Origin of the sequence: Mesorhizobium sp. M0037 (assembly GCF_040323635.1) — a bacterium.
GTDB lineage: Bacteria > Pseudomonadota > Alphaproteobacteria > Rhizobiales > Rhizobiaceae > Mesorhizobium.
This window is the reverse complement of the sequence record NZ_JAMYVB010000001.1, coordinates 629339-643407: the sequence shown is the minus strand read 5'-3', so window position 1 is coordinate 643407 and position 14069 is coordinate 629339. Positions and strand designations below refer to the sequence as shown.

The window sequence follows — 14069 nt, the reverse complement described above, 5'->3', positions numbered from 1 at the left end:
CGTCAGCGCCGTTTTTTAGCTGGTCGCAACGGACCGAAAAAGCCGCTCCACTCCATGCCCATGGTATGGGCGCGCTGTGCGATCACGGTTGGTGCCGACATCAGCCCGACTGCAGGTTCAGATTTCAGAGCCGGGTCATTCAGCAATTTCCCGATCGCGCGGCCGTGCCACCAGACCTGAGCGACGAGCGCCGCTACCACCGCGATCAGGCCCCAGGTCCCCAATCCTTCGCCGAAGATGTAAATCCCGTATGGCGGCGATAGCGCCGTACCCAGCTTGGCCAACAAGATCACGGCCACGAAACCGATGACGGCGATGGCGCCTATACCGAGGACGAGGCGGCGATAGAGCCTCAGAGCCTCGTTGAGGTTCTCGGCGGACGAAAGATCGACGTTGGAATTCATAAATACTACTCCTGCCTCGCGATGATCGGCCCATCTTGTTCCCCGTGGATTAGAGGCCCGGCAGGATCCAATCAATACCGGGCATTCAAAACACCCCTTGCCAAATCGATAAGTATCGACTTATGCTTTTGCCATGATCGAAGCAGAGACTTTTCGCGCCCTGGCCGACCCGACGCGACGCGCCGTCTACGAGCGGCTGACTTCCGGCGAGATGAGCGTGTCGGAGTTGCGCACTGGCATGAGCGTGTCGCAGCCGGCGGTGTCGCAGCACCTTGCCGTGCTGCGCGGCGCAGGCCTGGTCAGCGAAAGACGCGCCGGCCGCAACGCCTACTATCGCGCCGATCCGCAAGGGCTCGAGCCGCTGCTCGGCTGGATCGAACGCTACCGCGCATTCTGGCCGGAGCGCATCGAAAGACTGAAGGCCGTTTTGAAGGACATGGACCAATGACCGACGAAAAGCAGACGCAGACCGCCAAAGATGCCCTCGCCTTCGAATGCGATCTGCCGGACGCACCGGAAAAAGTGTGGCGGGCACTGACCGTGCCGGACCTCTTGGCGGAATGGATGATGCCGAACGACATCAATCCGGAAACCGGCAGCCGCTTTGCCTTTGCCGCGCCTGAGAAGCCGATCCAGTGCGAAGTGCTCGATGCCGAACCGGGGCGCCTGCTGCGCTATTCCTGGCGCGAGCGTTCCGGCGACGCCGACCGCGAGGAGCTGGAGAGCATCGTCACCTTCACACTCGCCCGCACCGTTTCCGGCGGCACGCATCTGCGCATCGTCCATGACGGGTTTGTCCTGACGCCTGCGGTTGCGATGGCCGGCGCCGGCTGCCGGCTCTCGCTGCGCGCATACAAGCCCAAACCGCCTGTCGCCGCCAACGCGCCACGCCTGTTGCTGTGCGCTGCCTGAACCGGAAAAATCAAAACGGAGACAATGAGATGAGCGGCTTTGCCAATCTGGTGCCGATGGTGATCGAGCAATCGAGCCGCGGCGAACGCGCCTTCGACATTTTCTCGCGGCTGCTGCGCGAGCGCATCATCTTCGTCAATGGCGAGATCAATGACGGCATGTCGGCGCTGGTCTGCGCCCAGCTCCTGTCGCTGGAATCCGAAAACCCCGACAAGGAGATCTCGCTTTACATCAACTCGCCGGGCGGCGTGGTGACCAGCGGCTTCGCCATCTACGACACGATGCAATTTGTCAGTTGCCCGGTATCGACGGTGTGCATGGGCTTTGCCGCCTCGATGGCCTCGTTCCTGCTGATGGCGGGAACGCCGGGCCGGCGCATCGCGCTCCCCAACGCCAGCATCGTGCTGCACCAGCCTCTGGGCGGCTTCCAGGGCCAGGCCTCCGACATCCAGCGCCATGCCGAAGGCATTTTGCGCACCAAACGGCACATGACGGAACTGTATGCGCAGCATTGCGGCCGCACCTATGAAGAGGTCGAACGCACGCTCGACCGCGATTTCTTCATGACCGCCAAGGAGGCCAAGGAGTGGGGCCTCGTCGACCATGTGTTCGACACCCGCAAAAAGGCGGCGGCCTGATCGGCGGATTGAATGCAGGCCGGTGTTCCCTCAATTTCAACGCCGCTGGTCTGGCCTCGCCTTGAGCGCGGCACTATAGTCTTGCCATGCGCTACCACCTGAACAGACTGACCATAGCCATTGCCATCACGGCGGCGACGTCGAGCATGGCCTTTGCCGGGGGCAGCACCAGCACGTCGCGGAAAGGCGCCCTGCCCGGCGTGACCGGCGACTACCGCATCGCCAAGCCCGCGCCGCAGCCGGAGCCGGACGACGCGCTGCCTGCCGGCGAGAACGGCACGTTCAAGATCGGCGACACCGATGTCAGGATTTCCGGCAGCATCACTGTCGATGTCGGCACGGGTGGGATCAAGCCGCCGCGCCGGTAGCCCCTTTTCCAATTACTATACGGGAGAGAAAGCCTGCGCCGACGACTTCCTCACAAAAGAACAGCCCCGCCGTTGCTTCCGCTAACGGTCGGGGCTTTTTTTGGATTCCAAATCCAAACTGCCGGTAGTGTTATACCGACTTTGATTTCGGATGCTTCGCGGCATTCAGCCGACGATCCGACTAGCCGTCTCTGATTTTTGTGGGATTCGGCAGGTCACGGTTTGTCTGGTGGTTTGTTGGACTGACGCGATGCGTTCGTTTGGACGCATACACTCCAATGCCTTGAAACTACCTGGCACTTATGCCCGCCGCGGCTCCACTAGCAGGTGGAGCCTCAAGGGACTATCCGGTGGCGTCATGCTCCGCTCCTATGTCCGTTGCGACTGGTGTCAATCCGAAGCACAAATCGCAAAAACCTGCGGCGTCTCGCAGGCCGCTATGGGCGGCGAGGCCATCAAAGACGGCCGGCTCCGTTGACTCCGGCAGAGTGCGCCCCTGATTTGACGGCGTCAACCTTGAATAGCCGGTTACGGAAAATGTGATCGTCGGGAGCTTACGTCAGGGTCAGTTTCTGAAACACCCTTGTCAGTTTCTGCACAGCTTTGTCAGGAGCGTGTTCGGTCTTTGTTCTTTCCGCTTGCCCGTTCGCGCGAAAGACGGTTAAACGGCTTTGGTCGAGAAGTGTGGCGTCTCTCGACGTGGCGGCAAAAATACCTACATAGGGAATGGCCGGGAAAACCCGCCGATCCCACTGACACCAGACCTGAGGCGGCGACCGGCGATGGCCGACCATAAATACCTTTCCATTCGCGGGGCACGCGAACACAACCTAAAGAATGTCGATCTCGACCTGCCGCGTGACAGCCTGATCGTCATGACCGGCCTGTCGGGCTCCGGCAAATCGTCGCTTGCTTTCGACACCATCTATGCCGAGGGCCAGCGCCGTTACGTCGAGAGCCTGTCGGCTTATGCGCGCCAGTTCCTCGAAATGATGCAGAAGCCGGATGTCGACCAGATCGACGGCCTGTCGCCGGCCATCTCGATCGAGCAGAAGACCACGTCGAAGAACCCGCGTTCGACGGTCGGCACCGTCACTGAGATCTACGACTACATGCGCTTGCTGTTCGCGCGCGTCGGCATCCCCTATTCGCCGGCGACCGGCCTGCCGATCGAGAGCCAGACGGTTTCACAGATGGTCGACCGGGTGCTGGCGGTCGAGGAAGGCACGCGCCTTTTCCTGCTGGCGCCGATCGTGCGCGGCCGCAAGGGTGAGTATCGCAAGGAACTGCTGGAGCTGCAGAAGAAGGGCTTTCAGCGCGTCAAGGTCGACGGCGTCTTCTATGAGATCGCCGATGTGCCGGCGTTGGACAAGAAGTACAAGCACGACATCGATGTCGTCGTCGACCGCATCGTCGTGCGCGGCGACCTGGCGACACGGCTTGCCGATTCCATCGAAACGGCGCTCAAGCTGGCGGAAGGGCTGGCGGTGGCCGAGTTCGCCGACCGGCCGCTCGACGCCAGCCAGACCGGCGAGGACTCGGTCAACAAATCGAAGAACGAGACGCATGAGCGCATCCTGTTCTCGGAAAAATTCGCCTGCCCGGTTTCCGGCTTCACCATTCCGGAGATCGAGCCCAGGCTGTTCTCGTTCAACAACCCGTTCGGCGCCTGCCCGACCTGCGACGGCCTCGGCAACCAGCGCGCCATCGACGCCAGCCTGATCGTGCCGGACGAAAACGTCTCGCTGCGCGACGGCGCCGTCAGCCCGTGGGCGAAGTCGACCTCACCCTATTACGCCCAGACGCTGGAAGCGCTGGGCAAAGCCTATGGCTTCAAGCTCGGCGACAAGTTCAAAGACCTGACCGAAGAGGCAAAGGATGCCGTCCTGCGTGGCACCGGCGAGCGCGAGGTCACCTTCCAATATGATGACGGCCTGCGCTCCTACAAGACCACCAAGACGTTCGAGGGCGTCATTCCCAATCTCGAACGGCGGTGGAAGGAAACCGAATCCGCCTGGATGCGCGAGGAGATCGAGCGCTTCATGTCGGCGACGCCCTGCCCGGTCTGCAAGGGATACCGGCTGAAGCCGGAAGCGCTGGCGGTGAAGATCGCCGGCAAGCATATCGGCGAAGTCACAGAGCTGTCGATCCGCAAGGCCGACCAGTGGTTCACCGAACTGCCGCCACATCTCAACGACCAGCAGAACGAGATCGCGGTGCGCGTTCTCAAGGAAATCCGTGACCGCCTGCGCTTCCTCAACGATGTCGGCCTCGACTATCTGACGCTGTCGCGCAATTCCGGCACGCTGTCGGGCGGCGAGAGCCAGCGCATTCGTCTGGCGTCGCAGATCGGCTCCGGCCTCACTGGCGTGCTCTATGTGCTGGATGAGCCGTCGATCGGCCTGCACCAGCGCGATAATGCCCGCCTGCTCGACACGCTCAAGCATCTGCGCGACATCGGCAACACGGTGATCGTCGTCGAGCATGACGAGGACGCCATCCTGCATGCCGATTATGTCGTCGACATGGGTCCGGCCGCCGGCATTCATGGCGGCGAGATCATCGCCCAGGGCACGCCGCAGCAGGTGATGGCCAATCCCAACTCGATCACCGGTAAATATCTGTCGGGCGCGCTCGAAGTCGCCACGCCCGGTGTCAGGCGCGAGGCCAAGAAAAACCGCCGGCTGAAGATCGTCGGCGCGCGCGGCAACAATCTCAAGAACGTCACTGCCGAAATCCCGCTCGGCACCTTCACCGCCGTCACCGGCGTGTCTGGCGGCGGCAAATCGACCTTCCTGATCGAGACGCTGTTCAAGGCGGCGTCGCGCCGCATCATGGGCTCGCGCGAGCATCCGGCCGATCACGACCGCATCGAGGGCCTCGAATTCCTCGACAAGGTCATCGACATCGACCAGTCGCCGATCGGCCGCACACCGCGTTCGAACCCGGCCACCTACACCGGCGCCTTCACACCGATCCGCGACTGGTTTGCCGGGTTGCCCGAGGCCAAGGCCCGCGGCTATCAGCCGGGCCGCTTCTCCTTCAACGTGAAGGGCGGCCGCTGCGAGGCCTGCCAGGGCGACGGCGTCATCAAGATCGAGATGCACTTCCTGCCCGACGTCTACGTCACGTGCGACGTCTGCCACGGCAAGCGCTACAACCGCGAGACGCTCGACGTCCTGTTCAAGGGCAAGTCGATCGCCGACGTCCTGGACATGACGGTCGAGGAAGGCGTCGATTTCTTTGCCGCCGTGCCCGGGGTGCGCGACAAGTTGGAGACGCTGAAGCAGGTCGGCCTCGGCTACATCCATATCGGCCAGCAGGCGACGACGCTGTCGGGCGGCGAGGCGCAGCGCATCAAGCTCGCCAAGGAATTGTCGCGCAAGGCGACCGGCAAGACGCTCTACATCCTCGACGAGCCGACCACCGGCCTGCACTTTCACGACGTCGCCAAATTGCTGGAAGTGCTGCACGAGCTGGTCGACCAGGGCAACACGGTGGTGGTCATCGAGCATAATCTCGAAGTCATCAAGACCGCCGACTGGGTGCTCGACCTCGGCCCCGAAGGCGGCGATGGCGGCGGCGAACTGGTTGCACAGGGCACACCGGAAGCCATCGTGCGCGAAAAGCGCAGCTACACCGGCCACTTCCTGAAGGAGCTTTTGGAGCGGCGGCCCGGAGGCAAGCGCGAAGCGGCGGAGTGACTGGCAGACCGGCCGGGCGCCTGGAGAGCTTTGAATGACAGTCCGACAGGCGCTTGCCGGTGATCTCGACGGAGTCGTTTCGCTGACGGAAGCCGCCTATGGGCATTACACCGCCTTGTTCGGCGCGCCGCCGATCCCAGTCACCGAGGGCTATGCGCCACGCATCGAGCGAGGCGAGGTCTGGCTGCTGGAGAGCGACGCTGAGCTCGCCGGGCTGATCGTTATTGAGCGCCACCCCGATCATGCGATGATCTTCAGCGTCGCGGTCTCCCCCGCTTTTCAGGGGAGGAAACTCGGTACCGCGCTGCTCGACTTCGCCCAGGAACAGGCGCGGCTATGGGGTGTGCCGGAGGTGCGGCTCTACACCAATTCGCGCATGGAGCGGAACATCGAGATCTATACGGCCTATGGCTTCCACGAAACGGGCCGCCGAGCCAATCCCCACCGTCCCGGATGGACCGTGGTCGACATGATCAAACCGGTTGGAAAAATAGCCTGACCGCATTTTTAGAACTGGGAGGAAGACGATGATCAGCCAAGGAACAATCCGCGCCGGGATGGGCGGCTGGACTTTCGAACCCTGGGATACGTCTTTCTACCCGGACAAGCTTTCCAAGGCCAAGCAGCTGAGTTACGCCACCCGCCAGGTACCGAGCATCGAGGTCAACGGCACCTACTATTCCAGCTTCAAGGAGCCGACCTTCGTCAAATGGGCGAGCGAGGCGCCGGACGGTTTCGTCTATTCGCTGAAGGGCAATCGCTTCGTCACCAACCGGCGCGTGCTTGGCGAAGCCGGCGAGTCCATGACGCGCTTCCTCGGCTCCGGCATTGCCGCGCTGGGCGACAAGCTGGGCCCGATCCTGTGGCAGTTCGCGCCGACGAAAAAGTTCGACGCCAATGATTTCGAGGCCTTCCTGAAGCTGCTGCCGGAAAAGCAGGATGGCGTGGCGCTGCGCCATGCGCTGGAAGTGCGCAACGACAGTTTCAGCGTGCCGGAATTTGTGAGCCTGGCGCGCAAATACAAGGCGGCGATCGTCTATGCCGACCATGCCAAATATCCTGGTATCGCCGACATCACCGGCGATTTTATCTATGCGCGGCTGCAGACCGGCAGCGACGACAATCCGGATTGCTATACGCCGAAGGGCCTGAACGAATGGGCAGCGCGGGTGAAGACCTGGGCGCAAGGCAAGCGGCCGGCCGATCTGCGGCGCGCCGATCCGACTTTCGACGCGCCGGTGAAACCGCGCGATGTGTTCGTCTACTTCATCACCGAGGGCAAGGTGCGCGCGCCGTTCGGCGCCATGGCGCTGATGAAGAGGGTGAGCTGATCGGTTAAAGCGCGTCGCGCTGAAACGGATTCATACGACGCGATTTAAGTCTTTGTCTTGATGCATGCCGTTGTCCCAGAACCGCGGCACACTTCTGGGCGACATGCATTAGGAGCAACTCCAGGAAAAGTGTGGACCGGTTTTCCCGGAAAAGCGGTCAGCGCTTTCCCTTGAAAAGGGTTTCAACCCAGAATTGCTACGATCAACCGAAGCGTGATAGCTTATGCGCTCGTAACCTTATCGATACCTCCTTCCTGCATAAATCCGGTGCGGGTCTTTCTAGAGGCCGGCCGCCGCGCGCAAGGACGAGGGCATGTCGCTCGACTACAGTTCTCTTCTGTTGGCTGTCGGGTTTTCCGCCGCTTGCCTCGGCCTGACGCTGTTCGGCATCTGGCTTACCGCGCGTTCGGAAAAATTCCTGCTGACATGGGCGGTCAGCGTGCTTCTGATCGTTGCCGACGTCTTCGCCTACCAAGCCTATATCGACGCGCCCGGACGCCTGCTCGGCCTGGCCAGCTTCACGTTCCTGCTGCTCGGCTTCGCGACCATGCTGGGCGCTGCCTATCAGTTCACGACAGGGAGGTCACCGCTGCCCCGCATTGCTGTCGGCGCCGGCGTCTCGCTGGCAGTCGCCTTGCCGCCGATGGCGCTTGGCTGTGACGGGCTGGGCTTCATGCTGGAGAATGCCTTCGCCGCGCTGCTTTTGTTTGCGACGGCCTATGAATACTGGAAGGGCCGCACCGAATTCCCTGCCCCGATCCTCGGCATTGCCGGGCTCTACACAGCCACCGGAATTTCCTTCGTGCTGTGCTCCGGTGCACTTGTCTGGGATGGCAGGCTGGTGCTTGGCCATGCGCCGAGCAACTGGGCCGAGGATTTCAGCCTCATCGTCGTCATCGCCTGCATGACCGGCATCGGCGCGCTCTCGCTGGCGCTCAACCAGGGACGCCTGGCGCAGCATCATCGCCGCGAAGCGCTGACCGATCCGCTGACCGGACTGCTCAACCGGCGCGCTTTGTTCGACCTGCACGGCAAAACACCGGTCCGGTCCTTCACCGCCGTGATCGTGTTCGATCTCGACGGCTTCAAGGCCATAAATGACGAGTTCGGCCATGCCACCGGCGACGAGGTGCTGAAACTATTCGCCAAGGATTTGACCGCCAATCTCCAGCCAGGCGATGTCGCCGCGCGCATGGGCGGAGAGGAATTTGCATTGGTGCTCGATCGCACCTTGCCTGAAAAGGTGGAATTCATAGCCGAGCGCATCCGGGCCAGTTTTGCCATGCGCCGGATCGATACCGAGACCCGCCTGCTCTCCTGCACGGTCAGCGCCGGCTACGCCTTCGGCAGCGAGGGCGGCACCAAATTCGACAAGGTGCTCAGCGCCGCCGACAAGGCGCTTTACGGCGCCAAGCGGGGCGGCCGCAATCGTGTGCTCGCCTTCCGGCGCGCCGGGTAGGCTGGCTGATATTCAGCGGGCCTGAACCTCACCACACGTAAAACAACAACCTAAAGCGCGTCGCATGAGGCCGTTCAGGCGCGAGGCGTTTTTAGGCCGCTATGACGATCTCGTTGTAAGTGTCGAGGTCGACGTAGAAAACCTTGGTGATTTCGCCGATCAGCTCATCCTGCTGGTAGCCTTGCGAGCGCAGAATGTTGATGGCGGTAATGATGTCGACACGCTCTGTCAGCCGTCGTTTCTGGTGGTCCTCGACGAACCGTTCCATAGCCCTATTCTCCTGGCAAGATTATCTGAACGCATTGACCGACAATCAGAACTGCGAGGGAAGCTAGGGTGGCTTGCTTGCGTGGAACTTGCAGGCTGAGCCAGCATATTCCCTCGATCTGCTACAGAACCAGACTGATACGGAAGCGGCCGACTCACCGAGGCCTAGGAAAGACTAGCATGCAGTATTCGGCGTGCCAGAGTGTGGCGGCCTCGGACGAAAGTCCGACGCAACGGGTGCGGACCTTCGCGACTTCATCATCCTTGGGCGTAGCGACGCGAAGCGGAGCGAAGACCCAGGGATCCATGCCGGGATTAAGAAGCGTCATTAACGGTGCAGAATGTGGAATGCCAATGTGCCGCAGAAGCGATCTTGTTCTGCATCGCGGCACTCTTTGGCTGATGTCGCGGCATGGATTCTAGGGTCTGCGCGCGTCGCTCCGCTCCTTGGCTCCGCCCTAGAATGACGAAGTGATTGTGGGCATTTCAGCCAATCTTCGACGTGTACGATCCGTGCAGCCGTCGACCTGCGTTAAACCGTCAGAAACTTCCTGACGTCCGCCCGGTCGAGATCTTCGGCCGGGCCGGTGTGGACGATCTGGCCGCGGTCCATGATGTTGACCTCGTCGGCGAGCTCGCGGCAGAAATCGAGATATTGCTCGACCAGAAGCACCGCAATGCCGGCCTGATCGCGCAAATAGTGGATGGCGCGGCCGATGTCCTTGATGATCGAGGGCTGGATGCCTTCGGTCGGCTCGTCGAGCACCAGCAGTTTCGGCCGCATGACGAGCGCCCGGCCGATGGCGAGCTGCTGCTGCTGGCCGCCTGAGAGATCGCCGCCGCGCCGCCCCAGCATCTGCTTCAGCACCGGAAACAGTTCGAAGACATGCGCCGGCACGTTGCGGTCGGCGCGCTTCAACGGCGCAAAGCCGGACTCCAGGTTTTCGCGCACCGTCAGCAGCGGAAAGATCTCCCTGCCCTGCGGTACGAATGCGATGCCCGACCGGGCGCGATCATACGCCGCGCTCCGGTCGAGCGCCTTCCCCTCGAAGGCAACGCTTCCGCTCGTCAGCCGGTGGTGGCCGACGATCGATCTCATCAAACTGGTCTTGCCGACGCCGTTGCGGCCGAGCACGCAGGTGATCTTGCCGGCACCCGCCGTCAGCGACACACCGCGCAACGCCTGAGCGGCGCCGTAATGGAGCGTGGCGTTGGAAACTTCGAGCATGTCAGCGCCTTCTCCAGAAGCGGAGGAACGAAAAGTCGAAGCGATGGAATTGCACCCGCCAGACCATGCTCATCTCCCGAGATAAACTTCGACGACCCGCTCGTCGGCCGAGACGAAATCGAGCGAGCCTTCCGACAGCACCGAGCCCTCATGCAGGCAGGTGACCTTGACGCCGAGTTCGCGCACGAAATGCATGTCGTGCTCGACGACGATGACCGAATGCTCGCGCGCTATGTCCTTGAGCAGCCGCGCGGTTTCCTCGGTCTCGGCATCGGTCATCCCTGCGACCGGCTCGTCAACCAAAAGCAGCTTCGGGTCCTGCGCCAGCAGCATGCCGATCTCCAGCCACTGTTTCTGGCCATGGCTGAGATTGGCTGCCAGATCGTGGCGCTTGTCGCCCAGCCGGATGATGCCGAGGATGTCGTCGATCTGTCTGGCTTCGGCGGCCGAGCGGCGATGGAACAGCGCCGGAAAGATCGAGCGCGGGCCCTTCAGCGCCAGCATCAGATTGTCTTCGACGCTGTGGCTTTCGAAGACGGTCGGCTTCTGGAATTTGCGGCCGATGCCCATCATGGCGATCTCCGCCTCGTCGTGCCGGGTCAGATCGACCTGGCCGTCGAAGAACACTTCGCCCTCGTCGGGCCGGGTCTTGCCGGTGACGATGTCCATCATCGTCGTCTTGCCGGCGCCGTTGGGACCGATGATGGCGCGCATCTCGCCCTTGTCGAGCACCAGCGACAGATTGTTGATGGCGCGGAAACCGTCGAAGGAGACCGAGACGCCGTCGAGATAGAGGATGGTGTTGGACTTCGACATCGCTCTATTCCGCCGGCTGCGGTTCAGGCCCGGACGCGGACCAGGCACCGGGCGTTGTTGCTGCGCTGCGCACGATCTTCGATGGCGGCGGGGCATCAGGGTCTGTGCCCGCTTCCTCTGCAATCGCTGCAGCCCGCATCGCCCGAGCGTTACCGCGCCAGGAATCCCACATGCCGACGATGCCCTTGGGCAGGAACAGGGTTACGGCGACGAACAGGCCGCCGAGCGCAAACAGCCAGAACTCCGGCAGCAGGCCGGTGAACCAGGATTTGCCGGCGTTGACCAGCAGCGCGCCGACGATCGGGCCGACAATGGTGCCGCGCCCACCGACGGCTGCCCAGATCACGACTTCGATGGAATTGGATGGCTCGAATTCGCCGGGATTGATGATACCGACCTGCGGCACATAGAGCGCGCCGGCGATGCCGGCCATGACAGCCGAGACGGTGAAGGCAAACAGCTTCACGTTCTCCGCCCGCCAGCCGAGGAAGCGGGTGCGGCTCTCGGCGTCGCGCACCGCCATCAGCAGCTTGCCGTATTTGGAGCCGACGATCGCCCAGGTGATGAAGACGGCGAGCGCGAGTATGATGGCGCTGGCGGCAAACAGGGCCGAGCGGGCGGCGTCGGCCTGCACGTTGAAGCCCAGAATATCCTTGAAATCGGTCAAGCCGTTGTTGCCGCCGAAACCCATGTCGTTGCGGAAGAAGGCGAGCAGCAGCGCGTAGGTCATCGCCTGGGTGATGATGGAGAGATAGACGCCGGTGACGCGGCTGCGGAAGGCGAACCAGCCGAAGACGAAGGCGAGCAGGCCGGGCACCGCCAGCACCATGATGGCGGCGAACCAGAAGTGGTCGAAACCGGTCCAGAACCAGGGCAATTCCTTGTAGTTCAGGAACACCATGAAATCGGGCAGGATCGGATTGCCGTAAACGCCGCGCGAGCCGATCTGGCGCATGAGGTACATGCCCATCGCATAGCCGCCGAGGGCGAAGAAGGCGCCATGGCCGAGCGAGAGGATGCCGCAATAGCCCCAGACGAGATCGAGCGCCAAGGCAAGCAATGCATAGCAGAGGTACTTGCCCGTCAACGCGACGATGTAGGACGGAATATAGAACGCGCTTTGCGGCGACACTGCGAGGTTGAGCAGCGGCACGATAATGGCGGCCGTCAGCAGGATGAAAATAGTGATGGCGATGCGACGGTCGGCACCCGCGGCGAAGAAGCGTCCCGTGATCATGTTTCCACCGCCCTGCCCTTGAGCGCGAACAGGCCGCGCGGGCGCTTCTGGATGAACAGGATGATCAGCACCAGCACGACGATCTTGCCGAGCACCGCGCCAGCATAGGGTTCGAGAACCTTGTTGACGATGCCGAGCGAGAAGGCGCCGACCAGCGTGCCCCAGAGATTGCCGACGCCGCCGAAGACCACGACCATGAAGCTGTCGATGATGTAGCCGCGGCCGAGATTGGGCGAGACATTGTCGATCTGGCTGAGCGCGACGCCGGCAATGCCGGCAATGCCGGAGCCGAGCGCAAAGGTCAGCGCATCGACCCAAGGCGTCCTGATGCCCATCGAGGCGGCCATGCGGCGGTTGGCGGTGACGGCGCGCATCTGAAGGCCCCAGGGCGTGCGCTTCATAACAAAGAGCAGCACGCCGAAGACGGTGAGCGCGAACACCAGGATCCAGAGGCGGTTCCAGGTGACGGCGAGTTGGCCGACATCGAACGATCCCGACATCCAGGAGGGGTTGCCGACCTCCTGGTTGGTCGGTCCGAAGATCGAGCGCACCGCCTGCTGCAGGACAAGCGAGACGCCCCAGGTTGCGAGCAGCGTTTCCAGCGGCCGGCCGTAGAGGAAACGGATGACGCCGCGCTCGATGATCAGGCCGACGGAAGCGGCAACCAGGAAGGCGAGCGGCAGCGCGATCACCAGCGACCAGTCGAACAGGCCGGGGAATGAGGTTCGGATCACCTGCTGGACGACGAAGGTGGTGTAGGCGCCGAGCATCACCATCTCGCCATGCGCCATGTTGATGACGCCCATGACGCCGAAGGTGATGGCGAGGCCGATGGCGGCCAGCAGCAGCACCGAGCCAAGCGAGATGCCGTACCATATGTTCTGGCCGGCATCCCACAGCGCCAGGCTCGAATTGATGCTGGCGATTGCCGCCGTCGCGGCATCCTTGACCGCGCCTTGCGCATTGGCCTCGACCGCGGTGAGCAGCGAGACCGCGTCGCGGTCGCCGCGCGCGCCGATCAGGGCAATGGCGGCAAGCTTGTCGGCCTCCGGCTTATCGGAGACCAGCACCGATGCCGCGCGCGCCTGTTCGAACAATGCCTTGACCTTGGCGTCGGTCTCGGCGGCGATGGCTGCATCGAGCGGCTCGATATTGGCGGCATCGGGGGTCTTGAACATGGTGTCGGCGGCGGCGATGCGAACAGAAGGATCTCTCGCGCGCAACGTCAGCGTTCCCAGCGCATCTCGGATGACACGGCGCAGCGTGTTGTTGACCTTGATCTTGGTGATGTCGGCCTTGGCGGCGTCGCCGGCTTTCTCGCCGCTCAGCGGGTCGAGCAGCGTGACGCTGTCGGCGGCCTCACTGCCGACGAAGACGGCTGAATCGGCTTTACGAATGTAGAGATTGCCTTCGGCGAGGGCTGCAAGCGGCCGTTCAACCAGCGGATCGCCGGTGGCGGCAAGTTCGCGCACCACAGCCTCAGTGGCGGCAAAGCCCGTGCCCGTGGCGAATTTGGCGACGATGGCGCGCAGATCGGCTTCGGCTGCGTTCGACGGCAATAGGCTTGCCACCAGGAACACCAGCATGAGGCCGAGAGTGCGCAACAGGATCATCCGTTCAGATACTCTTCTGTGGGGAAATTCCGCGTCCGGGCGGGCTGAAGCGCCCGGACGCTTGGCGGTACCGATCGTGGACGCGTCCACGA

General features: G+C 62.6%; 14 protein-coding genes. 8 read left to right on the top strand and 6 right to left on the bottom strand.

Going from position 1 to position 14069, the window contains the following annotated elements:
- Nucleotides 1-2: 2 nt before the first annotated feature.
- On the bottom strand, nt 3-404 hold the full coding sequence (locus tag NKJ78_RS03305; protein WP_023734317.1) for a hypothetical protein: 402 nt from the start codon (nt 402-404) through the stop codon (nt 3-5).
- Nucleotides 405-537: 133 nt separating this feature from the next.
- Here NKJ78_RS03305 and NKJ78_RS03300 point away from each other — a divergent pair, with 133 nt between their 5' ends.
- From NKJ78_RS03300 to NKJ78_RS03265, 8 genes are all read left to right on the top strand, one after another.
- Nucleotides 538-852 (top strand): ArsR/SmtB family transcription factor, encoded by a 315-nt coding sequence (locus tag NKJ78_RS03300; RefSeq protein ID WP_352459394.1) that lies wholly within the window; start codon nt 538-540, stop codon nt 850-852.
- Nucleotides 849-1316, top strand: coding sequence for an SRPBCC family protein (locus NKJ78_RS03295; protein ID WP_352459395.1), 468 nt, complete (start codon nt 849-851; stop codon nt 1314-1316). Before NKJ78_RS03300 ends, NKJ78_RS03295 begins: the two co-directional genes overlap by 4 nt.
- 29 nt (nt 1317-1345) lie before the next feature.
- Nucleotides 1346-1954 carry an ATP-dependent Clp protease proteolytic subunit gene (locus tag NKJ78_RS03290; protein WP_023734315.1) on the top strand — a complete coding sequence of 203 codons (609 nt, stop codon included), beginning with the start codon at nt 1346-1348 and terminating at the stop codon, nt 1952-1954.
- A 146-nt stretch (nt 1955-2100) separates the two neighbouring features.
- Entirely contained in the window at nt 2101-2322 is a 222-nt protein-coding gene (locus NKJ78_RS03285) for a hypothetical protein (protein ID WP_032891865.1), read from the top strand.
- Between the two features lie 782 nt (nt 2323-3104).
- Complete coding sequence (uvrA, locus tag NKJ78_RS03280; RefSeq protein WP_023739983.1) at nt 3105-6026, top strand: excinuclease ABC subunit UvrA; 2922 nt, start codon at nt 3105-3107, stop codon at nt 6024-6026.
- A gap of 34 nt (nt 6027-6060) precedes the next feature.
- The gene (locus tag NKJ78_RS03275) at nt 6061-6525 is read left to right on the top strand and encodes a GNAT family N-acetyltransferase (RefSeq protein ID WP_023726687.1); all 465 of its coding nucleotides are present in this window, start codon (nt 6061-6063) and stop codon (nt 6523-6525) included.
- A 28-nt stretch (nt 6526-6553) separates the two neighbouring features.
- Nucleotides 6554-7357 carry a DUF72 domain-containing protein gene (locus NKJ78_RS03270; protein ID WP_023739984.1) on the top strand — a complete coding sequence of 268 codons (804 nt, stop codon included), beginning with the start codon at nt 6554-6556 and terminating at the stop codon, nt 7355-7357.
- Nucleotides 7358-7670: 313 nt separating this feature from the next.
- Nucleotides 7671-8816: a GGDEF domain-containing protein gene (locus NKJ78_RS03265; protein WP_023739985.1), complete on the top strand. Its 1146-nt coding sequence runs from the start codon at nt 7671-7673 to the stop codon at nt 8814-8816.
- 91 nt (nt 8817-8907) lie between these two features.
- Here NKJ78_RS03265 and NKJ78_RS03260 read toward each other — a convergent pair whose 3' ends face one another.
- The 5 genes from NKJ78_RS03260 to urtB form a co-directional block, all read right to left on the bottom strand.
- Entirely contained in the window at nt 8908-9084 is a 177-nt protein-coding gene (locus NKJ78_RS03260) for a hypothetical protein (protein WP_023670936.1), read from the bottom strand.
- Between the two features lie 531 nt (nt 9085-9615).
- Complete coding sequence (gene urtE, locus NKJ78_RS03255) at nt 9616-10311, bottom strand: urea ABC transporter ATP-binding subunit UrtE (RefSeq protein WP_023706182.1); 696 nt, start codon at nt 10309-10311, stop codon at nt 9616-9618.
- Between the two features lie 69 nt (nt 10312-10380).
- Nucleotides 10381-11127, bottom strand: coding sequence for an urea ABC transporter ATP-binding protein UrtD (gene urtD, locus NKJ78_RS03250; protein ID WP_023670934.1), 747 nt, complete (start codon nt 11125-11127; stop codon nt 10381-10383).
- Nucleotides 11128-11131: 4 nt separating this feature from the next.
- The gene (gene urtC, locus NKJ78_RS03245; protein WP_352459396.1) at nt 11132-12364 is read right to left on the bottom strand and encodes an urea ABC transporter permease subunit UrtC; all 1233 of its coding nucleotides are present in this window, start codon (nt 12362-12364) and stop codon (nt 11132-11134) included.
- The gene (gene urtB / locus NKJ78_RS03240; protein ID WP_023742498.1) at nt 12361-13977 is read right to left on the bottom strand and encodes an urea ABC transporter permease subunit UrtB; all 1617 of its coding nucleotides are present in this window, start codon (nt 13975-13977) and stop codon (nt 12361-12363) included. Before urtB ends, urtC begins: the two co-directional genes overlap by 4 nt.
- Nucleotides 13978-14069 lie beyond the last annotated feature (92 nt).

What these genes read in the sequence shown, in the direction of transcription:
- NKJ78_RS03305 (WP_023734317.1), bottom strand. Translation starts at nt 404, where the DNA reads ATGAATTCCAACGTCGATCTTTCGTCCGCCGAGAACCTCAACGAGGCT.
- NKJ78_RS03300 (WP_352459394.1), top strand. Translation starts at nt 538, where the DNA reads ATGATCGAAGCAGAGACTTTTCGCGCCCTGGCCGACCCGACGCGACGC.
- NKJ78_RS03295 (WP_352459395.1), top strand. Translation starts at nt 849, where the DNA reads ATGACCGACGAAAAGCAGACGCAGACCGCCAAAGATGCCCTCGCCTTC.
- NKJ78_RS03290 (WP_023734315.1), top strand. Translation starts at nt 1,346, where the DNA reads ATGAGCGGCTTTGCCAATCTGGTGCCGATGGTGATCGAGCAATCGAGC.
- NKJ78_RS03285 (WP_032891865.1), top strand. Translation starts at nt 2,101, where the DNA reads ATGGCCTTTGCCGGGGGCAGCACCAGCACGTCGCGGAAAGGCGCCCTG.
- uvrA (WP_023739983.1), top strand. Translation starts at nt 3,105, where the DNA reads ATGGCCGACCATAAATACCTTTCCATTCGCGGGGCACGCGAACACAAC.
- NKJ78_RS03275 (WP_023726687.1), top strand. Translation starts at nt 6,061, where the DNA reads ATGACAGTCCGACAGGCGCTTGCCGGTGATCTCGACGGAGTCGTTTCG.
- NKJ78_RS03270 (WP_023739984.1), top strand. Translation starts at nt 6,554, where the DNA reads ATGATCAGCCAAGGAACAATCCGCGCCGGGATGGGCGGCTGGACTTTC.
- NKJ78_RS03265 (WP_023739985.1), top strand. Translation starts at nt 7,671, where the DNA reads ATGTCGCTCGACTACAGTTCTCTTCTGTTGGCTGTCGGGTTTTCCGCC.
- NKJ78_RS03260 (WP_023670936.1), bottom strand. Translation starts at nt 9,084, where the DNA reads ATGGAACGGTTCGTCGAGGACCACCAGAAACGACGGCTGACAGAGCGT.
- urtE (WP_023706182.1), bottom strand. Translation starts at nt 10,311, where the DNA reads ATGCTCGAAGTTTCCAACGCCACGCTCCATTACGGCGCCGCTCAGGCG.
- urtD (WP_023670934.1), bottom strand. Translation starts at nt 11,127, where the DNA reads ATGTCGAAGTCCAACACCATCCTCTATCTCGACGGCGTCTCGGTCTCC.
- urtC (WP_352459396.1), bottom strand. Translation starts at nt 12,364, where the DNA reads ATGATCACGGGACGCTTCTTCGCCGCGGGTGCCGACCGTCGCATCGCC.
- urtB (WP_023742498.1), bottom strand. Translation starts at nt 13,977, where the DNA reads ATGATCCTGTTGCGCACTCTCGGCCTCATGCTGGTGTTCCTGGTGGCA.